This window comes from Rhodococcus sp. D-6 (genome assembly GCF_040256695.1).
Classification (GTDB): domain Bacteria; phylum Actinomycetota; class Actinomycetes; order Mycobacteriales; family Mycobacteriaceae; genus Rhodococcus; species Rhodococcus pyridinivorans.
Map to the genome: position 1 here is coordinate 1,599,398 of NZ_CP132970.1, position 20,893 is coordinate 1,620,290.

The following is a 20,893-nucleotide window of genomic DNA, read 5'->3' on the forward strand; positions in this document are numbered from 1 at the left end:
TCCCGTCGCCACCCGTCGCGCCCGAGCTCTGCAGCCGGCGCAGTGAGCGGCACTCTCGCGAGGCATGCCCACCGCAGCGCCGGAGGTCGCATCGGCCTCCCTGCTGCGTGTCGGCGTCCGACACCGAAATCGCAGGGATGCCCTAGTTTTCGGTATCCGATTCCACTCCGAGGCTCGGAACATACTGCCGCCCATGCGGATCGGGCGCATCCGACACAGCAGGTCCACGTTCGCGTACCGCGTGCCGTCGAGAATTCCGAGGACCTGTGATGCCGAACATCTTCTCGGGAGTCCCTTTCCTCTCTCGCGGAACATGGCAGGACACACGCCGTGTGACGGAGATCCTCCGCAAGGAGACCGTCGGCGGTGTCCTGCTGCTCATCGGCGCCGTCATCGCATTGATCTGGGCGAACACCGGATGGTCGGATTCCTACCACGCCCTGCGGGAGACCCGTATCGGTCCGGCGTCATGGCACCTGGACCTGTCCCTGGGCACCTGGGCGGCCGACGGACTGCTCGCCGTGTTCTTCTTCGTCGTCGGCGTCGAGCTCAAACGGGAATTCGTCGAAGGCAGTCTGCGGGACCTGCGGCGTGCCGCCATGCCGGTGACCGCCGCCCTGGGAGGCATGATCGTCCCGGCCGTGATGTTCGCTTTCATCAATCTTCGTGGTGGCGCCGACGCGTTGAACGGATGGGCGGTCCCGACGGCCACCGACATCGCGTTCGCCGTAGCGATTCTCGCCGTCATCGGTAGTCATCTCCCGTCGGCGCTGCGAACGTTCCTGCTCACCCTCGCCGTGGTCGACGACCTGCTCGCCGTGACCGGGATCGCGGTCTTCTACACCGACGAGGTGAACCTGCTCTACCTGGGCGGGGCGCTGATCCCGTTGGCGCTGTTCGGCATCGCGCTCCGACGCGGCTTCGGTGCCTGGTGGCTCCTGGCGTCGTTGGCGGCAGTGACCTGGTGGCTGGTCCACGAATCCGGTGTGCACGCGACCATCGCCGGTGTACTGCTCGGCTTCGCGGTTCCCGTCGCCCGGCAGGTGGGGGACCGCACGATTCCGGTCGCCGAGCACGTCGAACACCGGATCCGGCCGCTGTCCGCCGGAATTGCCGTGCCGGTCTTCGCCTTCTTCGCCGCCGGCGTCACCGTCGGCGGATTCACCGGCCTGGCGAACGCCCTCACCGATCCCATCTCCGCCGGGGTGATCGCCGGTCTGGTCGTCGGCAAGGTCGTCGGAATCTTCGGGGTCAGCTACCTGGTGGCGCGCTTCACCCGAGCACATCTCGACGACGAGCTGAGTTGGGTGGACGTGCTGGGTGTGTCCCTGCTCGGCGGTATCGGCTTCACGGTGTCCCTGCTCATCGGCGACCTCGCTTACGGTGCAGGCACCGTCGCAGCCGATCACGTGAAGGTGGCCGTGCTGTGCGGATCGTTGCTCAGCGCCGCTCTGGCCTCGACTGTTCTCGTCGCCCGTAACCGTGCCTACCGCAGGATCACGGCAGCCGAGCGGGTCGACGAGGACGGCGACGGGATTCCCGACGTTTATCAGCGATGAGCGAGAGCTCGGATCGCAGTCGGGACGGTGGGCCGTGGTGGGTCCAGCCGACCGTGCGGTCACCGCAGGCTCTGCTGAAGTGTGTCTTCTGGCCGGTCGCCGTGATGCTCGTCGTCCATCGCACGGTGATCCGCGCCGTGGACGGTGCGCGCACGGACGACTTCACTGGCGTCTACCGCGCAGCCGTCGCCTTCTGGAACCGTGAACCGGTCTACACAGCGACGTACGAACACGTCGACCCGCACTACCTCTACCCGCCGTCGGGTTCGCTGCTGATCGCACCGTTCGCGGTCCTCGAACACGAACTCTCGCGATGGGCGTTCATCGGGGTCAACGCGGCGGCCGTCCTCGTCGCCGTGTATCTCGTCGTGCGGATGTTCGGGTACACGGCGCGATCGACGGTGTTCCCGATCGCGGTGACGGTCGCCTTCGCGTCCGAATCGGTGATCAACACCCTGGTGTTCACCAACATCAACGGGGTGATCCTGCTCGGCCAGGTGGCGTTCCTGACGCTGTTGCTGGCGCGGCGGGACCTCTGGGCGGGTGCGGCGATCGGGGTGACCTTCGCGATCAAACCGATTCTCGCGCCGTTGCTGTTGCTTCCCGTGCTGCGCCGCCAGAGCAAGGTTCTCCTGACCGCCGCATTGGTGCCGGTCGGGCTCACCGCATTGGCGTGGCCGTGGGCTGCGGATCCGTGGCAGTTCGTCGAACGCACCGTTCCGTATCTGTTGCAGTCCCGCGACTACTTCAACAGTTCGATCACCGGCAATGGCACCTACTACGGTCTGCCCGAACCACTGATCCTCGCGCTGCGCATCGGTTTCGCGTTCCTCGCCGCGGCCACGATGTATCTGCTCCACCGCTACCACCGGCACGACGAGGTGTTCTTCGTCGTCACCGGTGCCGGCGTGCTGATGACCGCGTCGTTCCTGCTCGGTTCGCTCGGGCAGATGTACTACTCGATGCTCCTGTTCCCGTTGCTCATGAGCGTGGTCCTCCCACAGTCCGTGATGCGGAACTGGCCGGCCTGGCTGGCGGTGTACGGCTTCCTCAGTGCCGACGAATGGTACTCGGGCAGATGGGTGGAGGCGGGACGGTATGCCGAGTACATGCGCCCTACCTGGGGGTGGTCGCTGCTGCTCATCGTGGTATTCGCGGTGCTGGTCGATCGCCGACGATCCACACGCGTCCCCGAACCGGTCACAGACCCTTCGGTGGACATCGCCCGAGTCGGACGTCAGAACGCGTCGGCGCCGAAACTCTGAGTGTAGTAACCGCGGATGTGCTCGACGATGCGCTTGCGGGCGAGCGTGGCATCGCCGGCGCGGACCGCGTCGACGAGACCACGGTGCTCGTGACGCAGCCGCACGCAGGTCATGGGCCAGTCGGTACTTGGTGCGCCCGCGAGGACGTAGCTCTCGATGGAGTCGCGCAGACCGGCCATCATCGCCGCGACGACGAGGTTGCCCGCCGCGTCGGCCATCGCGACGTGGAACTGGGCATCGAGAACCAGGAACTCGGGTGCGGCCAACTCCGGATCGTCCATCGCGTCCAAGAGTTCCTCGGCCTGGATGAGTTCCGGTGCCGGGGTCCGGTCGGCCAGAGTCTGCATCACTTCCGTCTCGAGCACCAGGCGCGTGCGGACGATGTCGGAGACCGGGAAGTTCTGCGCGGCGACCTGCAGGCGCATGAGCATCGACATCCCGCCGGTGGGTCGCGAGACGATCATCGCGCCGGCGTTCGGCCCGGATCCGGTGTGGGTGCTGAGCAGACCGAGGGCTTCCATCACCCGCAGCGCCTCACGAACAGAGGACCGGCCGACGCCGAGTTGTGCGGCGAGCGTGCGCTCCGGGGGCAGACGCTGGCCCGGGCCGAGTTCTCCCGTGACCAGCATCTGCTCCAAGTGGTTGAGCACCTGCTCCCACGCACGACCCTCGGACGACGACATGACTTCAGAGCCTAGTCGATTCCGGATCAGGGAAGCATCCAGGACAACACCGGGGTGGACTGCAGGTAGACCAGCACACAGAGGATGACGAGCATCGCGACGCTGTAGCCGATCACCTTGCGCAGCAACACCGATTCGCTGCCCGGCCGATCGACTGCGGTGGCAGCGATGGTGAGATTCTGCGGGCTGATCAGCTTGCCGACCACACCACCGGAGGTGTTCGCCGCGACCAGCAGAGTCGGGTCGATGCCGGCGGTCTGCCCGGCGGCCTGCTGCAGGCGGGCGAACAGGGCGTTGGCGGAGGTGTCCGAGCCTGTGACGGCGGTGCCGAGCCAACCGAGGATCGGGGAGAACAGGGCGAAGATCGCGCCGGTTCCGGCGAGCCACGTGCCGATCGCGACGGTTTGGCCGGACTGATTCATCACGTAGCTCAGACCCAGGACGGTGGCCACCGTGGCGATGGCGAGCTTCATCCTCACGACGGTGGTGCCGAAGGTGGCCGCGGCCCGGCGGACGGTCAGCGGGAACATGCCACCGCTGTCCCACCGTGCGTAGACGAGGGTGACGATCGCGCCGCTGAGCAGCAGCAGTGTTCCCGGCGACGACAGCCACGAGAACGTGTAGACCGCGCTGCTCGATGCGTCGCCGTTGCCCGTGATCAGATTGCCGTACAGGCCGGGCCACTCGATCTTGACGTCGGTGGCGGCGAGACGCTCCGGCAGATCGACACCGACGGTCCACAGCTTCGCGATACCGAACACCGTGATGACCAGTAGATACGGGAACAGGGCCATGACGACGCGCGAAGCGGTCAGCGATTCGTCGGCGACGGGACGCTGCGGAGCGTGAGCGCCTCCGGGTCCCTCCTTGCCGGCCTGGACCGCGACGGCATCGGTGCGGGTGCGGGTGCGTGATAGTTGGTCCTCGGGGGTCCGCGGCTTCCAGACCTGGAGCATGAGCACGGCTGCGGTGAGGCCGGCGAGCGAGGCGACGACATCGGTGAGTTCGTACGAGAAGTGGCTCGAGCACCAGAACTGGGCGAGTGCGAAGGTCGTGCCGGTGACCAGTGCGATCGGCCAGGCCTGCCGGACACCGCGACGACCGTCGACGAGGAAGAGCAGCAACAGCGGCACGAAGAGCGCCAGGACGGGTGTCTGACGGCCGACGACGGCAGCGATCTCGGTGGCGGGGATGTCGGTCAGGGCGCCGGCGGTGGTGATCGGGATGGCCATGGCGCCGAAGGCGACCGGTGCGGTGTTGGCGATCAGGACCGTGACCGCGGCCCGCAGGGCGGGCATACCGAGGGTGACGAGCATGGCGCCGGTGATCGCGACGGGTGCGCCGAATCCGGCGAGTGCTTCGAGCATGCCGCCGAAACAGAAAGCGATGAGCATCGCCTGGATCCGCATGTCGCCGTGACCGATCGAGTTGAAGATGCGCCGTAGATCCTCGAACCGGCCACTGACGACGGTGAGTTCGTAGAACCAGATCGCGGTGATCACGATCCACATCACCGGGAAGAGCCCGAAGGTGATGCCCTGCAGGGCGGACAGGCCGGCCAGCGGCGCGGGCATGTCGAAACCGATGATCGCGACGACGAGCGCGACGACGAGGGCACCGAGTCCGGAATACCAGGCCTTGAGTTTGAAGCCGGCGAGCAGGACGAAGAAGGTCAGCAGCGGCGCAAGGCCCACGAGAGCCGATGCGGTGAGGCTGCCTGCGATGGCGTCAGTGGCGGGAGTGAATGTCACCGCCGATATACGGGTTGCCACACGAAACTCCTGTGGTTGCGCCGCTGTCGGCGGCGGATGTGATTTCGACCGATGTGGTCAGACCACGTGAAGGTACACCATGGTCCGCGTCACAGTCGACCCCCTGACGGAATGTGCGGTCGATATCCGAAAATGTGCGGCGTATCTCCGGAACGTGTGGTTCAATGTGGTCAGACCACACCCCCGATGCGGAGATCTCCATGCGAATCGCCCTGTTCGCGACGTGCCTCGGCGACACGATGTTCCCGAAGGCCGTTTCGGCCACCGCCCTGCTCCTCACCCGGCTCGGGCACGACGTCGTCTTCCCCGAACGCCAGACCTGCTGCGGCCAGATGCACGTCAACACCGGTTACCAACCCGACGCGCTGCCGCTCGTCGAGAACTACGTCGACGCCTTCGACGACACCAGTATCGACGCCGTCGTCGCCCCTTCCGGATCATGCGTCGGATCCGTTCGCCACCAGCACGAAATCGTCGCCTCCCGTTACGGTTCCGCGTCGTTGTGCGGGCGGGTCGACACCGTCAAGGCCAAGACGTACGAGTTGTCCGAATTCCTCGTCGACGTCCTCGGCGTCACCGACGTCGGCGCCTACTTCCCCCACCGGGTGACCTATCACCCCACCTGCCACTCGCTGCGGATGCTGCGAGTGGGGGAGAAGCCGCTCCAGCTGTTGCGGGCCGTGCGCGAGATCGACCTCGTCGAACTGCCCGAGGCCGACTCGTGCTGCGGATTCGGCGGCACCTTCGCGATCAAGAACGCCGAGACCTCCACCGCGATGCTCGCCGACAAGCTGAACAATGTCGCCGCCACCGGTGCCGAATACTGCAGCGCCGGCGACTCGTCGTGCCTGATGCACATCGGTGGCGGTCTCACACGACTGCGCACCGGTACCCGCACCATCCACCTCGCCGAGATCCTCGCCTCCGTGGAACCGGCCGTCGCCCCCAAGGGAGTGCCCGCGTGACCGCACTCGGTATGCCCGTCGTCCCGCCGCGTGGATCCGGAAATCTGCGCGGCATCAGGAAGTTTCCCGACGCAGCGCACCAGGAACTCGCGAACCCGCAGTTGCGCCGCAACATCGGCAAGGCCACCCACACGATCCGTGCCAAGCGACTGGACGTCACCGGGGAACTGCCCGACTGGGAGCAACTGCGCGACGCCGGCGCCGCCATCAAGACCGACGTGCTCAACCGCCTCCCGGAGTTGCTCACCCAGCTCGAGGAGGCGGTGACCGCGCGCGGCGGCGTGGTGCACTGGGCGGCCGACGCCGCCGAGGCCAACGCCATCGTCACCGACCTGATCCGGAAGACGGGATCCGACGAGGTCATCAAGGTCAAATCGATGGCCACCCAGGAGATCGGACTCAACGAGCACCTCGAGGAACAAGGGATCGCGGCCTACGAGACCGACCTCGCCGAGCTCATCGTCCAGCTCGGCCACGACAAGCCCTCGCACATCCTCGTGCCCGCCATCCACCGCAACCGCGCCGAGATCCGCGAGATCTTCCTGCGTGAGATGCCGGACGTCGACCCCGACCTCGACGACAACCCCCGCCATCTCGCAGCCGCGGCACGAAAATTCTTGCGACACAAGTTCATGACGGTGCCGGTTGCGGTGTCGGGCGCGAACTTCGGCATCGCCGAGACCGGCACCCTCGCCGTCGTCGAATCCGAGGGCAACGGCCGCATGTGCCTGACGCTGCCGCAGACGCTCATCACCGTCATGGGTATCGAGAAGCTGCTGCCCACCTTCCGCGACCTCGAGGTGTTCCTGCAGCTGCTGCCGCGCTCGTCGACCGGGGAGCGCATGAACCCCTACACCTCGATGTGGACCGGTGTCACCCCCGGCGACGGACCGCAGGAATTCCACCTCGTGCTGCTCGACAACGGCCGCACCGCCGCGCTCGCCGACGAGATCGGACGTGAAGCACTGCACTGCATCCGTTGCTCGGCCTGCCTGAACGTGTGCCCGGTCTACGAGCGCACCGGAGGCCACGCCTACGGCTCGACCTATCCGGGCCCGATCGGCGCCGTCCTCAGCCCGCAATTGGCCGGGATGGACGAACCCGACGACCCCAACGCCAGCCTGCCGTTCGCATCGAGCCTGTGCGGTGCCTGCTACGACGCCTGCCCCGTCAAGATCGACATCCCCTCGTTGCTGGTGGAACTGCGCCACCAGAAGGTCGAACACGCCCGCTTCGGACCCGAGGCCGCGGCGATGAAGGCCGCCTCGCTGGCCATGTCGACCTCACGACGCTGGACGGCCGCGCAGAAGGCCGCCGGGCTCGGCCGCGTCCTCGCCGGCAAGAAGGGAAAGATCACCCATCTTCCCGGTCCACTGGCCGGCTGGACAGACGCCCGCGACATGCCGGCCCCGCCGAAACAGACCTTCCGGCAATGGTGGGCATCCGACGAAGGACGTGCCGCGCTCGCGAAGGCACGCGAGGAAGGACAGCAGCGATGAGCAGTCGCGACGCGATTCTCGGCCGGATCCGTTCGGCGCAGACCCTGGCACCGCCGGCACCGGTCGAGGTACCGCGCGACTACCGTCTCGGACGCACCCTGCCGGACGCCGAACGCCGTGAGCTGTTGGTCGACCGACTGGTCGACTACAAGGCCCACGTGCACCAGAGCACGCCGGAGGATCTACCCGTCGTGCTGGCGAAGATTCTCACGGATCGCGGGGTGCGCCGCGTCGGGATCCCGGAGGGCCTGGAACGCTCGTGGATGGCGGAGTTCGGTGGCGAGGTGGTGGTCGACTCCACCGACCGACCTGCAGCCGACCTCGGTGATCTCGACGGGGTCGTCACCGGCTCTGCGGTCACCTGCGCCGAGACGGGCACGATCTTCCTCGACGGCAACCCCGACCAGGGGCGACGCGCGCTGACACTGGTCCCCGACCTGCACGTGTGTGTGGTGGCGATGGGCGACGTCGAGGTGGGAGTGCCCGAAGCGCTGGCCCGGCTCGTCCCGGAGCGGCCGATCACGATGATCAGCGGACCGTCCGCGACGTCGGACATCGAACTCGAACGCGTCGAGGGCGTGCACGGCCCCCGCACACTGGAGGTGGTGATGGTCGGATGACCATGCTGACCGAGCGTGTCCGGCCGCGACTCGGATGGCAACAGCATGCCAACTGCCGGACCTCCGACGAGTACTTCTTCTTCGCCCCGGAGGGCGAACCACCGAACATCCGCAGGCGGCGCGAGGTCGTCGCGAAGCGCATCTGCGCGAACTGCCCGGTGCTGGCCGAGTGCCGCACCCACGCGATACTCAGCGGCGAACCGCACGGAGTGTGGGGTGGACTGTCGGAACACGAACGGCTGCAACATCTCAACCACTGACCGCACACGATCTTCGGTGTTTCCGACCTCGAGAACTGCGCGGCCGCAGGTGGCGTCCCGTGCCTGATGAAGGGCAACACGTTCACTGTCTGCGGCTTCACTCGCGGGCACCTCGTATGGGTGCCGCAGCTCGCCGTCAACATTTTCGGGTACAACGCCGGATCGTGGCGCACCGATCGGCATCCCCGCGGTTCCTGGTGGATACAACCGGGGACGGTCGCGCGGACAACATGGGGTTCGGCAGCGTCGATGTGTGGCTACACACAGATCGTGACCGTATTCGAACGACGGGTTCCGGCCGGTGCGTCGCATCGGCCGGAACCGCTCATCTCAGGTTCATGGTTGCCCCGATTCGAACGTGAGGACCTCGTGAGCTAGGAAACGGAAACCCGCGAGGGCGGTAGACCCTCGCGGTGTCGGTGTCCTCCTCGTAGGAATGGAACCAGGTACCGATGATCGACGACGGTTCGCTCACAGTGCGTCCTGACGGGTCCGTGGTGGGTGATCAGCCGACGCGGTCCAGGATTGCGCCGATCTGATCGAGAAGCGACCGGAGCGAGGCGATCTGACGTCGCAGCTCGTCCACCTCGCCGTCGAGTGATACAAGTGCCGAGGTATCGGCTCGTGTCCCGCCGTTGCCGGACGGACCGAGCGCGAGTGGGTCCGTCTGGGCCGGGTCCATCGCCCCGAGCAGGAACGGCGCACGCGGTCCTTCCAGGTACGCCCGCATGCGGAGCGACTGCCCGGCGGTGAACATGAGCATCGCATCGCCGTCGTCGCTCCAGATGGGGCGTAGGCTCAACCAGCGACCGATCTCGTATGTCGCGGTGCGACCGGGATGGAAGGGAGGTCGCGCTGTGCCGGTGGTCCCGAAGCACGAGTGGGCGATGACGACACCGTCGGTCGCTGCCGGTCCGCCGGGGAACTGGGCGTAGTTGAGGATCTGGGACGGCGACGCGGGATCATGCGCGACGTGAACGACGACCGGAATGCTCCCGACACCTGTCGGGGCCGGTGCGCGCTGCCCTGTCCGGCGTTCCGCAGACCTCGCGGGTCGATGGGGAGTCCAGGTCGGCCATGACGGATCCTCTCCTGCTCCGGAAGCGGCATCGAATGAAGCATCACCCTCGGTGCTGCGGAATCATGCGTAGCGGACTACTCGAAAGTCCTTCCTTCGGACGTGCCCATCAGGTGTGCGTCGGCGAATCGGCCTCCACCCCCAGGCATTCTGCCACCCGGACGCGCCGATTCCGGGGTCGCTCGAGCGTGCCGATGTCGAGCGACCCAGCTTCTGCTCAGGCGCCGCGAGGACAACCTGATCAAGCTTCGGCCGAGCTCGCTGTACCACACCGTTTCCCGTCTCGCCGAAAGCGGACTGATCCGGCAGGAGGGCACCGAACGCGCAGGTAATCGGCCCGAGCGCACCACCTACAGCATCACCGAGGCCGCGATCCGCACGTGGGCCGCGGACAACGGCGTGCCGCGTCGCTACTGGGTGGCCGTCGACTTCCTCCGGGACAGGACCGCCCACGAATCGAAGTGGCTTCGTGCACTGATCGAGGAGATCCGCGACGGCTCCCTGGTGTGGCAGAGCGTCGATGCCGCCGATCGACGACTTCCGGACCCGCCCCGTGATCTCGGCCGCGACTGGGGTGCGGCGCTGACGGACGAGACTCTCGCCGAACTGCGGAGGAGCAGTGCGGAAAGTAGCGGTCCCGGTCGGTCGTAGTGCAACGACCGAACCGGAACACCTCGACCCAATAGATCGCCGGTCGTGCTCGACCGGTACGAACAGGAACGAAATCGATGCAAACCGAACGTAATCCGTGGTGGGGCCTGTCGGCCCTGGTGGTCGGGTTCTTCATGATCCTGCTGGATCTGACCATCGTCGCGGTGGCCAACCCGGCGATCATGGCCGACCTGCAGGCCGACATCAATCAGGTCGTCTGGGTGACCAGCGCCTATCTGCTCACCTATGCGGTGCCCCTGCTGTTCACCGGTCGTCTCGGCGACCGGCTCGGACCCAAGCACGTCTATCTCGCGGGCCTGGTGGTGTTCACCGCGGCGTCGCTGTGGTGTGCGACCTTCCGGCACCATCGAGATGCTCATCGCCGCCCGCGCCGTCCAGGGCCTCGGCGCGGCGCTGATGACGCCGCAGACGATGGCGATCATCACCCGCACCTTCGCGCCCGACAAGCGTGGCGCCGCCATGGGTCTGTGGGGCGCGGTCGCCGGACTGGCCTCGCTGCTCGGGCCCCTCGTCGGCGGTGTACTGGTCGACTGGCAGGGCTGGAACTGGATCTTCTACATCAACGTCCCGGTCGGCATCATCGCCTTCGTGTTGGCGGCATGGCTGGTGCCCAGTCTCGAGACCCAACCGCACAAGTTCGACGTCGTCGGCGTGATCCTCAGCGGCGTCGGATTGTTCCTGCTGGTCTTCGGAATCCAGGAAGGTTCCAGCCGCGACTGGGACGTATGGACCTGGACGATGATCCTCGCGGGTATCGCGGTGATGGTGCTGTTCGTCTTCAACCAGGCGCGCAACAAGGGCGAACCCCTCGTGCCGTTGGCCCTGTTCCGCGACCGGAACTTCTCGATGTCGAACATCGCGATCTCGTCGATGGGCGCAGCCATGACCGCCCTGATGGTTCCGGCCTACTTCTATCTCGAGACGGTCCGCGGATTCTCGCCCACGAAAGCCGCACTGATCTTCGCCCCGATGGCGATCGTCACCGGTCTGACGGCACCGCTCATCGGTAAGTTCTCCGACCGGATGCCGCCCCGGGTGCTGCCCACCGTCGGCTTCACGCTCTTCTCCGCGACGATCTTCGGCTTCGCGGTGCTCATGACGCCGGACAGCCCCATCGTGCTGTTCCTGCTCATCGCCGGTATCGCCGGCATGTCCAACTCGTGCATCTGGGCACCGCTGGCCTCCACCGCCACGCACAACCTGCCCATCCATCAGGCGGGCGCCGGTGCCGGCATCTACAACACCACCCGCCAGGTCGGTTCGGTGCTGGGCAGCGCCGCGATCGGTGCCTTGATCTCGTCCTTGATGGCCGCGCAAGGACTCGGTGAGGTGCAAGCCGGTGAAGGCGGCGGAGCCACGATGGGAGCCGCTCTCCCGGAGCAGATCGCCGAGAAGTTCAGCACCGCGCTGAGCCAGTCGATGCTGCTGCCCGCGTCGGTTCTGATCATCGGGATCGTGGCGTCGGCGATGTTCGTCGGTCACGCATCGTCGCAGCGGAAGGCGCAGGCCGGCACTTCGGCCGACCGCGCAGAGGTCACCGGCTGAGCCGGGTTCGTATGTAGTGGCCGGTCGCCACGAACGGAAGAACGCTCCCACCGAGCAGGACTCGGTGGGAGCGTTCTCGCATGCTGAGGGTGTGGTCAGCCGTAGTGGCAGACGTAGCTGACGGCCTCGGTGACCTCGATGTCGAACGACGAGTCGCCGGGCACCGAGAAGGAGTCGCCTGCACCGTAGGAGGTCCAGTCCTCGCCGCCGGCCAATCGGACGCGGCACGCGCCGCTGTGCAACTCCATGACCTCCGGTGCAACGGTGCCGAAGTTCAGGGTCGCGGGAAGGATCACGCCGGCCGACTTGCGGGTTCCATCCGCCAGATGGAAGTTGTGGCTGACGCACTTGCCGTCGAAGTAGACGTTGGCACGCGGGTCGAGCGTCACGTTGGCGTAGGTCGAAGTCGGCTCACTCATGGGCTGGAGCGTAGCGAGGCGGGTGCAGGTCGCCGGTCGCCGGGGTCGGTGTGCGCCCGTCCGTCGCGAGGTGTATCTCAGGGGACCTTCACGGAGTCGACGATGTCGAGGTCCTCGAGCTGGTCTCGGTGCAGGAGGAACTGGCGCGGATCGGAGCCGAGCTCGCCGACCGCTACGCCCGCTGACCGCAGATGGCGTTCGACGGGAGGCTCACAATGCAGAAGTGAGGCTCACAACCCGGAGGGTCGACCAGGGTTGTGAGCCTCACTTTTCGGTTGTGAGCCTTCTGCGGGATGCGATTTCCGGCGCGTCCTCGCGGCGCGAGCGACACGTGCGCGATTGCCGCACACGTCACTGCACCAGTGCTGACGTGCGTTGAGTCGGGTGAAGTACAGCACGCACCGTGGTGCCTCGCACTTGCACAGCAAGGTTGCCGCGTGACCGGTTACCGCTGTGATTGCGGATACGGCGATTTCGGCGACCAATTCCTCGAACGGGTCGTGGGAGTCCGTGGTCCAGCGGACGTGGAGGCGATCGTCACCGACAACGATGCCGGGAGTGATGCGTGTGCGATCGAGCACCGTGCGCAGGTGGGCCGCTGCCTGGGCCGGATCACCGTCGAGCGTGTCGCAATAGACGGAGCCGAGCGTGTCGCGGAGTTGTCGGAGTTGCATTAACCATTAGTTAGGAGTTCGGATGTTCTCCCAGCAGGTCCCAGTCGCCGATTCGTCGCCGTCCATGTCGTCCCCTCCCGTCCTCGACGCGGCTCGTCGTCCCTGGTGGAGGTCCTCCGCGTCGCCACGACCGGCCCTGCGCACGGTCGCACTCGCACTGATTGCTGCGGCCCTCGGGCTTCTGGGGCTCGCCGCACTGACCGAGGTGACAGGAAGTCCGTTCCTCATCCCCTCGATGGCGGCCAGCATGGCCCTGGTCGTGGGGGCGCCGAAACTTCCGTTGTCCCAACCTCGCAACGTGGTCGGCGGCCAAATCATCTCTGCCGCAGTCGGCGCTTCGGTCGGACTGCTGGGCCAATCGTTGTGGCTCGGCGCGCTCGCCGGCGCCCTGGCTCTGGCTGCGATGATGCTCGCTCGTGTGCCGCATTCCCCGGCCGCGGCGACTGCGGTCATCGGGACCACCGCGACAACAGTCCCCGGCTGGGAGTTCATTCTCCTTGCAGGATCCGCTGCCGCGGTGCTCGTACTCGTCGGCCTTGTCGTCAACCGCCTGAACGGCGCTCCCGAGTACCCGCTGTACATCTGGTAGACGGACGGTGCCGGGGCCGACCCAGGGACGGGTCGATCAGTACTTTGGCTTGGTCCTGGGGAGTGCGCAGGGCCTCGAATGTGGAGGGCACATCGTGTAAGCCGACAGTCCCGGTGACCATCGCTGTTGCGTCGACTTTGCCCTCGGCGAGCAGATGCAAGGTATCGCGGAACTCCAGAGGCGTGTAGGCGAAGACGAATCGCAGATCGATCTCTTTGCCGGTGGCCAACATCGGCCGGAACCGGTCGGTGCCCATGCACACCCCGGCCACTACGACACGGGAATGGAACGGTGCCGATGTCAGGACCGAGTCGAGCATGCCCGGGGTGCCGACGCATTCGAAAATGACCGGACGCTTCGGTGTGGTCGTGCCGAGCTTCTCAGCGATGCGGTAGAGCGGCACCCATCCGGGTAGACGCCGTAACTTCTCCATGGAAGTCGTACCCAGCTCGTAGAGTTCGGTACCTGACGTCACTCCAGGTGCTGCCGCATACGGCGAATTTTGCGTGGGGTCGACGACGAGGGTCGCGCCGCATCGTCGGGCGAGTTCTCGGCGGCCCGGAGACGGGTCGCTAGCGACGATCGTTTCCACCCCTTGCGCCTTCAGGTGGCACACGATCGCTAGACCTACCGGACCGCAACCGACCACGATGGCGGTATCACGACGCGAGATGTCGCTGCGCCGTACGGCGTGGAGCGCGACAGCCATGGGTTCGGTCAGTGCCGCGATGTCGGAACTCAGACCATTGGGTACCACGAAACTAAGTGCAGCCTCTGCCAATACCTGTTCTGCGTAGGCTCCCGGCGCTGCCGGGGACAGACCTGTCATGTGCACACCGTTGCGGTCCCGCAGCAGCGGGAACGATACGACCCTGGAGCCCGGTTTGAACCGTCCACTTACGCCGCGGCCACGCTCGGCCACCTCACCGCAGAACTCATGCCCGAAGACGAACGGCATGTCGCTGCCGGCAGCATGTTTGACACCGAGTGCAGACATCGCCTCTGTCAGCTCGTCGATGTGGTCTCTTGCGTGCAGATCCGATCCACAGATGCCGCAACGCACAACGTCGAGGAGCAATTGTCCTCGGTTGGGTCCGGGGGTAGGGATGTCGACGACCGACAGCGTCGCGCGATGGCAACTGACGGCCTTCATCGGTGCAACCTGGACTCTGCGATGGTTCCGCGATGCGGCATAAGGACGGCGGTCCGGAATGCATCCAGGCGACTTCTGCGTGGCGCAAAGGCGTCCGATACTTCGGCGGACTCCAGGGCACGCGCGAGAAGTTTCCCTCCCTCGACCGCCACATCCATCACCTACCTGATGCGCAGCATGATTCTGAAGTATCAAATGAGATGAAGTAGCTGTCAATGGTGACTCTGCGCTGCATCGTCCCTACGGTGACGAGAGAGGAGGAACGGCGCAGGGGCTGTGCATCGATCAGTCGGCGACGCGTTTACGTGGCCGGCCACGCCGCGCCGTCTTCTTGACCGGGGCTCTTCGTCGCGGCTCGGTTTGCTGCGGCTCGCCTTCGTCCTCGTCTTCACCCGGGTCCTCATCCGAACCTTCGGCGGTGTCCGCTTCCTCGTCCGGTTCCTCGTCCTCCTCCTCGTCCGCATCGGCTTTTGGGCTGTCGGATGGTGCGTCGCGCCAACTGAATTCGACCTCGATCTCGACCTGGTCGCCGTCCACCTCGATTTCGAGTTCCCATTCGAGTCGGTCGGCGACGACGAGCGAAATGGTGTCACCGCCCGAGTCCAGTTCCACTTCGGATCCCGTCGCCAAGGCGCGGCCGAGTGCGATCAACCGCTCGGATGCCTGCTTGCGGGAAAGTTCGGCCTTCTGCTTGATCTCCAGCTTCGGCACGGCAACTCCTGACCTCGGTGAAGTATGCATCCACGGTATCTGCCGCGGGGTACGCAGGGATCGTGAACGAGGAGTCGTGACGATTTCGACGTTCGTCGTCCGGGCCAGTTACGTGCACGCAACCGATCGCGGCGAAAGTACGTCCGAGCAGGATTAGACTCACCGGTGTCGCAGGCCTGCCGATGATGTCGGGCCCGGTGCCTTGCCGGCGCCGGTTCGTGTGGAGTAGTGCCCCATAGAGTGGTGTAACCCGATGACCGGGACCACAACCGGCAGTGTGTTGCTGCTGGACGTGAAACGGTCACCGCGTGATCCTTCGAGTCAACCTTCCACAGAATCCTCGAACGGAGTCATCACGATGACCGCACCCCACATTGTCGACCCTGCAGGCGTATTGCACCAAGCCCTGACCGACGCGTCGCCCGATCTGATGCGCGAACTGCTGCAAACCATCATCAACGCCCTGCTCTCCGCCGAAGCCGACGCGGTCTGCGGCGCCGAATGGGGCCAACAGTCCACCGAACGAGTCAACCAGCGCAACGGCTACCGGCACCGCCCGCTCGACACCCGCGTCGGCACCATCGACGTCGCGGTCCCCAAACTCCGATCCGGAACGTATTTTCCCGAATGGCTCCTCGAACGCCGTAAACGCGCCGAAGCGGCATTGATCACCGTGGTCGCCGACTGCTACCTGGCCGGGGTCTCCACCCGCCGGATGGACAAGCTGGTCAAAACCCTCGGCATCAACGCACTGTCGAAATCCCAGGTCTCACGCATGGCCGAGGACCTCGACGAGCAGGTCGCCGCCTTCCGGCAACGCCGCCTCGATCACGCGGGCCCGTTCACGTTCGTCGCCGCCGACGCATTGACGATGAAAGTCCGCGAGAACAAGCAGGTCGTGAACGCAGTCGCGATGGTCGCCACCGGAGTCAACGCCGACGGGCACCGCGAAGTGCTGGGCTTGCATGTGGCCACCAGCGAGACCGGGCCTGCATGGAACACCTTCTTCGCCGACCTGGTCGCTCGAGGTCTGAGCGGGGTCCGGTTGGTCACCTCCGATGCGCACCGTGGTCTGGTCGATGCGATCGCGGCGAACCTGCCCGGTGCGGCGTGGCAGCGGTGCCGGACCCATTACGCGGCGAACCTGATGAGTGTGTGTCCGAAGAGCATGTGGCCGGCGGTCAAGGCGATGTTGCATTCGGTCTACGACCAGCCGACCGCCGATGCGGTCGATGCTCAGTTCGATCGTCTCGTCGAGTACACCGAGGACCGGCTCCCGGCGGTGGCGGAGCATCTGGGTAATGCTCGACCGGATCTGTTGTCGTTCAGTGCGTTTCCCAAGGATGTGTGGACTCAGGTGTGGTCGAACAATCCGGCCGAGCGTCTCAATCGAGAAATCCGGCGTCGGACCGATGCGGTGGGGATCTTCCCCAACCGTGACGCCGTCGTCAGGCTGGTCGGTGCTGTTCTGGCTGAGCAGACCGATGAATGGGCGGAGGGCCGGCGGTATCTCGGGCTCGAGGTGCTGGCTCGTTGTCGTGCTGTTGGTGCGGAGCCGGAGTCCTGCGGGGAGGTGGTTACAGAGCCTGCCGCCGCGATTCCTGCTGCATAGTCAGGACAGGAAAAAGGATCACCGTCCTACACCACCTATCGGGGCTTGACCTCGTGTGGCGATGGTTTTGTTCATGTTGTGACGGTCGACGGTGCGGTCGGTGGTTCTTCTGTCAGGAGTTGTCATGGCCCGTTCCGTTCGAGATGAAGAAGGCCGTTCGTCGGCCGATGAGGTGACGCTGCACGACCTCGAGATGGTGGTGCAGGCACTGACCGGTCGGGGTGCGGACGCAGATGTCGTCGAGTTCGGGAGCACTCGGGGAGCTGCAGAACCGTCCGGGCAATCCGACGTGCCGGATGGGAGGCGTCGTCGCCGCACACAGCGGTGAGTCCGTTATCGGCCGTGAGGGGTACGACCAGGGGCCGCGCGAAACAGTCATGAGTGCTTGCTCCAAGAGCAGCGACATGTGACGCTGACCACATGGTGGAGTCGCGTGAGCTTCTCGACGATCTCTGTCCGCTCGTTCCTCAGCGGCCAGGACGCACGGTTCAGGAGCGGATCGCGTGAGCCGCGTCGTGCGAATCGCCAATTGCTCCGGTTTCTACGGCGACCGTCTGTCGGCGATGCGCGAGATGCTCGAAGGCGGCGAACTGGACTATGTGACCGGTGACTACCTCGCCGAACTGACGATGCTCATCCTCGGTCGCGACCGTCTGAAGAATCCGGAACTCGGCTACGCCAAGACGTTCCTGCGGCAGGCCGAGGACTGCATGGGGCTCGCTCTCGACAAGGGGGTGCGGATCGTCGCGAACGCCGGTGGTCTCAACCCCGCGGGTCTGGCTGCGGCGCTGCACACGGTTGCGGATCGGCTCGGTCTGTCACCACGCATCGCCCACGTCGAAGGCGACGATCTCCTCACTCGCATCGACGAGTTCGGTTTCGTCGCCGACCCGCGCCCGCTCACCGCGAACGCATATCTCGGTGCGTGGGGCATCGTGCGGTGCCTCGATGCCGGAGCCGACATCGTCGTGACCGGACGCGTCACCGACGCTTCGGTGATCGTCGGTCCCGCCGCCGCCCACTTCGGTTGGGCACCCGATGACTTCGACGCACTCGCGGGTGCTGTTGTCGCCGGGCACGTCATCGAATGTGGTACCCAGGCGACCGGCGGAAACTATGCATTCTTCGTCGAACTCGACGACCTCGTCCGCCCCGGATTTCCCATTGCCGAGATCGAGGCGGACGGCGCGGCGACGATCACCAAGCACCCGGGTACGGGAGGAGCCGTCACCATCGGCACGGTCACCGCACAACTGCTGTACGAGGTGACGGGCGGACGCTACGCGAACCCCGATGTCACCGCGCGCATCGACACCGCCACGCTGAGCCGGGAAGCACCCGATCGTGTCCGCATCACCGGCGTGAAGGGCGAGCCGCCCCCACCGACCCTGAAGGTGTGCCTCAACGCGCTCGCCGGGTTCTACAACGAGGTCGTCTTCGTCCTCACCGGACTGGACATCGACGCGAAGGTCCAGTTGGTGCGATCTCAGATGGAATCGAATCTGCCGAGGCGGCCTGCCGAACTCGAATGGACTCTCGCTCGCACCGACCATGCCGATGCCGACACGGAGGAAACCGCGAGCGCTCTGCTGCGCTGCACTGCGCGCGATCCCGATCCCGACGTCGTCGGACGCGCATTCACCTCCACGGCGGTCGAGTTCGCCCTTGCAAGCTCTCCCGGGTTCTTCGTCACCGCTCCGCCCGGCCCGGGCACCGCCTACGGTGTCTACACGGCCGAGTACGTCGAGGCGACCGGCGTGCCGCACATTGCAGTGTTGCCCGACGGCACCCGCGTCGACATCCCGGCCGCGGCGGCCACCCGGACCCTCGAACCGTTGCCGGACCCGAGTGTGCCCGCGCCGCTGTCGCCCGGACAGACTCGTCGCGTTCCGCTCGGCACGATCGCCGGTGCCCGCAGCGGCGACAAGGGCGGTGACGCCAACATCGGGTTGTGGGTCCGATCCGACGACGAATGGCAATGGCTTGCAAACACTCTCACCGTCGACACGCTGAAGGACCTGCTCCCCGAGATCGAACCCTTGCCTGTCACACGTCATCTGCTCCCGAACCTGCGGGCCGTGAACTTCGTAATAGGGGGGATCCTCGGTCGTGGCGTCGCCTCCCGTGCCCGCTTCGACCCCCAGGCCAAGGGCCTCGGTGAATGGTTGCGCGCCCGATACCTCGACATCCCCACCGTCCTGCTGGAGAAGCACACGTGAGCACCTTGATCTCGACCCTGGATGCCGGCTCCACCGAATACGGCGCAGCCGCCGATACAATGCGTGCTCGCCTGGCCGAACTCGACACAGAACACGGCAAGGCCCTCGCCGGCGGGGGAGAAAAGTACGTCCGGCGACACCACGACCGAGGCAAGTTGCTTGCGCGGGAGAGGATCGAACTGCTCCTCGACCCCGATTCGCCGTTCCTCGAGCTCTCACCGCTCGCGGCCTGGGGCACCGAGTTTCCCGTCGGCGGCAGCGTCGTCACGGGCATCGGTGTGGTCGAAGGCGTCGAATGTGTCATCGTGGCCACCGACCCCACCGTGCGCGGGGGAACCAGTAACCCGTGGACGCTCCGCAAGACGTTGCGTGCCGACGACATCGCCCTGCAGAACCGGATGCCGCTGATCTCCCTCGTCGAATCCGGCGGCGCGGATCTGCCCACGCAGAAAGAAGTGTTCATTCCCGGTGGCCGGCTCTTCCGCGATCTGACCCGGTTGTCGGCGGCGGGTATCCCCACGATCGCGGTGGTCTTCGGCAATTCGACCGCCGGCGGCGCATACATCCCCGGCATGTCCGACCACGTCGTGATGATCGAGAAGCGGTCGAAGGTGTTTCTCGCCGGCCCGCCGCTGGTGAAGATGGCCACCGGTGAGGAATCCGACGACGAGTCGCTCGGCGGCGCCGAGATGCACGCGCGTATCTCGGGTCTGGCCGACCACTTCGCGGTCGACGAACAGGACGCGGTGCGCATCGGTCGCAGCATTGTGCGGCGCCTCAACTACCGCAAGGCCGGCCCTGCACCCCGGACGGACGTACGCGAACCGCGGTACGACGCCGAGGAGCTGCTCGGGATCGTCCCCGAGGATCTTCGGCAACCCTTCGATCCGCGTGAGGTCATCGCCCGCGTCGTCGACGATTCCGACTTCGACGAGTTCAAACCGCTCTACGGGTCGTCGCTCGTGACCGGCTGGGCACAGGTGCACGGCTATCCGGTCGGGATTCTCGCCAACGCGCGCGGCGTGCTGTTCAACGAGGAATCGCAGAAGGCAGCCCAGTTCATCCAACTCGCGAACCGTGCCGATACGCCGCTGTTGTTCCTGCACAACACCACCGGGTACATGGTCGGTCGGGAATACGAGGAACGCGGCATGATCAAGCACGGGGCGATGATGATCAACGCGGTCGCCAACTCCGCGGTGCCGCACATCTCCATCCTCATCGGCGCGTCCTACGGCGCCGGTCACTACGGCATGTGCGGACGTGCCTTCGATCCGCGGTTCCTGTTCGCGTGGCCCAGCGCCAAGTCTGCGGTCATGGGCGGTGCCCAACTGGCCGGGGTCATCTCTCTCGTCGGACGCGCTGCCGCGCAGGCACGCGGCCAGGACTTCGACGAGGCCGCCGACGAGGCGATGCGCGCGGCCGTCGAGAACCAGATCGAAGCCGAATCGCTGCCGATGTTCCTGTCCGGTCGTCTCTACGACGACGGCATCATCGACCCCCGCGATACCCGCACTGTGCTGGGACTGTGCTTGTCGGCTGTTGCCACTGCCCCGATCACAGGTGCCGAATCCTTCGGCGTCTTCCGGATGTGAGGT

At 66.0% G+C, this 20,893-nt stretch carries 19 protein-coding genes and 1 pseudogene; 12 read left to right on the forward strand and 8 right to left on the reverse strand.

The genetic code is table 11. The features are described 5' to 3' along the window. Positions 1-332: 332 nt before the first annotated feature. Positions 333-1,559 carry a Na+/H+ antiporter NhaA gene (gene nhaA, locus RBB84_RS07560; RefSeq protein ID WP_064255694.1) on the forward strand — a complete coding sequence of 409 codons (1,227 nt, stop codon included), beginning with the start codon at positions 333-335 and terminating at the stop codon, positions 1,557-1,559. Next, positions 1,556-2,824, forward strand: a complete 1,269-nt coding sequence (locus tag RBB84_RS07565) for a glycosyltransferase family 87 protein (RefSeq protein ID WP_064255613.1) — start codon at positions 1,556-1,558, stop codon at positions 2,822-2,824. The genes nhaA and RBB84_RS07565 overlap by 4 nt, the downstream gene beginning before the upstream one ends. On the opposite strand, the gene RBB84_RS07570 is transcribed toward RBB84_RS07565, so the two are convergent. Both RBB84_RS07570 and RBB84_RS07575 read right to left on the reverse strand, forming a co-directional pair. After that, entirely contained in the window at positions 2,797-3,507 is a 711-nt protein-coding gene (locus RBB84_RS07570) for an FCD domain-containing protein (protein WP_006552060.1), read from the reverse strand. The two genes, RBB84_RS07565 and RBB84_RS07570, sit on opposite strands and share 28 nt — an antisense overlap. A gap of 26 nt (positions 3,508-3,533) precedes the next feature. Beyond that, a complete protein-coding gene (locus RBB84_RS07575; RefSeq protein WP_024100946.1) occupies positions 3,534-5,279 on the reverse strand; it encodes an L-lactate permease in 1,746 nt (581 codons plus the stop codon). A 200-nt stretch (positions 5,280-5,479) separates the two neighbouring features. On the opposite strand from RBB84_RS07575, the gene RBB84_RS07580 reads away from it, so the two are divergent. Genes RBB84_RS07580 through RBB84_RS07595 form a run of 4 tightly spaced genes read left to right on the forward strand, consistent with a single transcriptional unit; the run spans position 5,480 to position 8,623 of the window. After that, positions 5,480-6,244 carry a (Fe-S)-binding protein gene (locus RBB84_RS07580; RefSeq protein WP_024100947.1) on the forward strand — a complete coding sequence of 255 codons (765 nt, stop codon included), beginning with the start codon at positions 5,480-5,482 and terminating at the stop codon, positions 6,242-6,244. Next, complete coding sequence (locus RBB84_RS07585; protein WP_006552063.1) at positions 6,241-7,743, forward strand: LutB/LldF family L-lactate oxidation iron-sulfur protein; 1,503 nt, start codon at positions 6,241-6,243, stop codon at positions 7,741-7,743. The genes RBB84_RS07580 and RBB84_RS07585 overlap by 4 nt, the downstream gene beginning before the upstream one ends. Further along, complete coding sequence (locus RBB84_RS07590; RefSeq protein WP_006552064.1) at positions 7,740-8,363, forward strand: LUD domain-containing protein; 624 nt, start codon at positions 7,740-7,742, stop codon at positions 8,361-8,363. Before RBB84_RS07585 ends, RBB84_RS07590 begins: the two co-directional genes overlap by 4 nt. Continuing rightward, positions 8,360-8,623, forward strand: a complete 264-nt coding sequence (locus RBB84_RS07595; protein WP_006552065.1) for a WhiB family transcriptional regulator — start codon at positions 8,360-8,362, stop codon at positions 8,621-8,623. The genes RBB84_RS07590 and RBB84_RS07595 overlap by 4 nt, the downstream gene beginning before the upstream one ends. Before the next feature lie 505 nt (positions 8,624-9,128). Here the strand turns inward: RBB84_RS07595 and RBB84_RS07600 are convergent. Beyond that, positions 9,129-9,425, reverse strand: coding sequence for a hypothetical protein (locus RBB84_RS07600; RefSeq protein ID WP_197481786.1), 297 nt, complete (start codon positions 9,423-9,425; stop codon positions 9,129-9,131). Between the two features lie 423 nt (positions 9,426-9,848). Between RBB84_RS07600 and RBB84_RS07605 the strand changes: the two genes are divergently transcribed. Next, positions 9,849-10,352, forward strand: coding sequence for a helix-turn-helix transcriptional regulator (locus RBB84_RS07605; RefSeq protein WP_082920968.1), 504 nt, complete (start codon positions 9,849-9,851; stop codon positions 10,350-10,352). 77 nt (positions 10,353-10,429) lie between these two features. Then, positions 10,430-11,918 (forward strand): annotated as a pseudogene (locus tag RBB84_RS07610) (DHA2 family efflux MFS transporter permease subunit). Positions 11,919-12,013: 95 nt separating this feature from the next. Here RBB84_RS07610 and RBB84_RS07615 read toward each other — a convergent pair. Next, a complete protein-coding gene (locus RBB84_RS07615; RefSeq protein ID WP_006552067.1) occupies positions 12,014-12,337 on the reverse strand; it encodes a pyrimidine/purine nucleoside phosphorylase in 324 nt (107 codons plus the stop codon). 230 nt (positions 12,338-12,567) lie between these two features. Beyond that, positions 12,568-13,011 (reverse strand): CGNR zinc finger domain-containing protein, encoded by a 444-nt coding sequence (locus RBB84_RS07620; protein ID WP_082920957.1) that lies wholly within the window; start codon positions 13,009-13,011, stop codon positions 12,568-12,570. Between the two features lie 22 nt (positions 13,012-13,033). Here RBB84_RS07620 and RBB84_RS07625 point away from each other — a divergent pair, with 22 nt between their 5' ends. Further along, a complete protein-coding gene (locus RBB84_RS07625; RefSeq protein ID WP_231911943.1) occupies positions 13,034-13,600 on the forward strand; it encodes an HPP family protein in 567 nt (188 codons plus the stop codon). On the opposite strand, the gene RBB84_RS07630 is transcribed toward RBB84_RS07625, so the two are convergent. Then, a complete protein-coding gene (locus RBB84_RS07630; protein WP_082920958.1) occupies positions 13,554-14,753 on the reverse strand; it encodes a zinc-binding dehydrogenase in 1,200 nt (399 codons plus the stop codon). The two genes, RBB84_RS07625 and RBB84_RS07630, sit on opposite strands and share 47 nt — an antisense overlap. 285 nt (positions 14,754-15,038) lie before the next feature. Beyond that, positions 15,039-15,464: an amphi-Trp domain-containing protein gene (locus tag RBB84_RS07635; RefSeq protein WP_064255618.1), complete on the reverse strand. Its 426-nt coding sequence runs from the start codon at positions 15,462-15,464 to the stop codon at positions 15,039-15,041. Between the two features lie 358 nt (positions 15,465-15,822). Here RBB84_RS07635 and RBB84_RS07640 point away from each other — a divergent pair, with 358 nt between their 5' ends. Then, positions 15,823-17,076: an IS256 family transposase gene (locus tag RBB84_RS07640; protein ID WP_350246341.1), complete on the forward strand. Its 1,254-nt coding sequence runs from the start codon at positions 15,823-15,825 to the stop codon at positions 17,074-17,076. Positions 17,077-17,188: 112 nt separating this feature from the next. On the opposite strand, the gene RBB84_RS07645 is transcribed toward RBB84_RS07640, so the two are convergent. After that, on the reverse strand, positions 17,189-17,455 hold the full coding sequence (locus tag RBB84_RS07645) for a hypothetical protein (protein ID WP_156666047.1): 267 nt from the start codon (positions 17,453-17,455) through the stop codon (positions 17,189-17,191). Positions 17,456-17,639: 184 nt separating this feature from the next. On the opposite strand from RBB84_RS07645, the gene RBB84_RS07650 reads away from it, so the two are divergent. Both RBB84_RS07650 and RBB84_RS07655 read left to right on the forward strand, forming a co-directional pair. Then, on the forward strand, positions 17,640-19,295 hold the full coding sequence (locus RBB84_RS07650; RefSeq protein ID WP_231911947.1) for an acyclic terpene utilization AtuA family protein: 1,656 nt from the start codon (positions 17,640-17,642) through the stop codon (positions 19,293-19,295). Further along, complete coding sequence (locus tag RBB84_RS07655; protein ID WP_064255620.1) at positions 19,292-20,890, forward strand: carboxyl transferase domain-containing protein; 1,599 nt, start codon at positions 19,292-19,294, stop codon at positions 20,888-20,890. The genes RBB84_RS07650 and RBB84_RS07655 overlap by 4 nt, the downstream gene beginning before the upstream one ends. The last annotated feature ends 3 nt before the right edge of the window (positions 20,891-20,893 follow it).

Coding starts and splice junctions, on each gene's coding strand:
- RBB84_RS07565 (WP_064255613.1), top strand. CDS start 1,556: ATGAGCGAGAGCTCGGATCGCAGTCGGGACGGTGGGCCGTGGTGGGTC.
- RBB84_RS07570 (WP_006552060.1), bottom strand. CDS start 3,507: ATGTCGTCGTCCGAGGGTCGTGCGTGGGAGCAGGTGCTCAACCACTTG.
- RBB84_RS07580 (WP_024100947.1), top strand. CDS start 5,480: ATGCGAATCGCCCTGTTCGCGACGTGCCTCGGCGACACGATGTTCCCG.
- RBB84_RS07590 (WP_006552064.1), top strand. CDS start 7,740: ATGAGCAGTCGCGACGCGATTCTCGGCCGGATCCGTTCGGCGCAGACC.
- RBB84_RS07595 (WP_006552065.1), top strand. CDS start 8,360: ATGACCATGCTGACCGAGCGTGTCCGGCCGCGACTCGGATGGCAACAG.
- RBB84_RS07615 (WP_006552067.1), bottom strand. CDS start 12,337: ATGAGTGAGCCGACTTCGACCTACGCCAACGTGACGCTCGACCCGCGT.
- RBB84_RS07620 (WP_082920957.1), bottom strand. CDS start 13,011: ATGCAACTCCGACAACTCCGCGACACGCTCGGCTCCGTCTATTGCGAC.
- RBB84_RS07625 (WP_231911943.1), top strand. CDS start 13,034: ATGTTCTCCCAGCAGGTCCCAGTCGCCGATTCGTCGCCGTCCATGTCG.
- RBB84_RS07630 (WP_082920958.1), bottom strand. CDS start 14,753: ATGAAGGCCGTCAGTTGCCATCGCGCGACGCTGTCGGTCGTCGACATC.
- RBB84_RS07640 (WP_350246341.1), top strand. CDS start 15,823: ATGACCGCACCCCACATTGTCGACCCTGCAGGCGTATTGCACCAAGCC.
- RBB84_RS07645 (WP_156666047.1), bottom strand. CDS start 17,455: ATGACTGTTTCGCGCGGCCCCTGGTCGTACCCCTCACGGCCGATAACG.
- RBB84_RS07650 (WP_231911947.1), top strand. CDS start 17,640: ATGCGCGAGATGCTCGAAGGCGGCGAACTGGACTATGTGACCGGTGAC.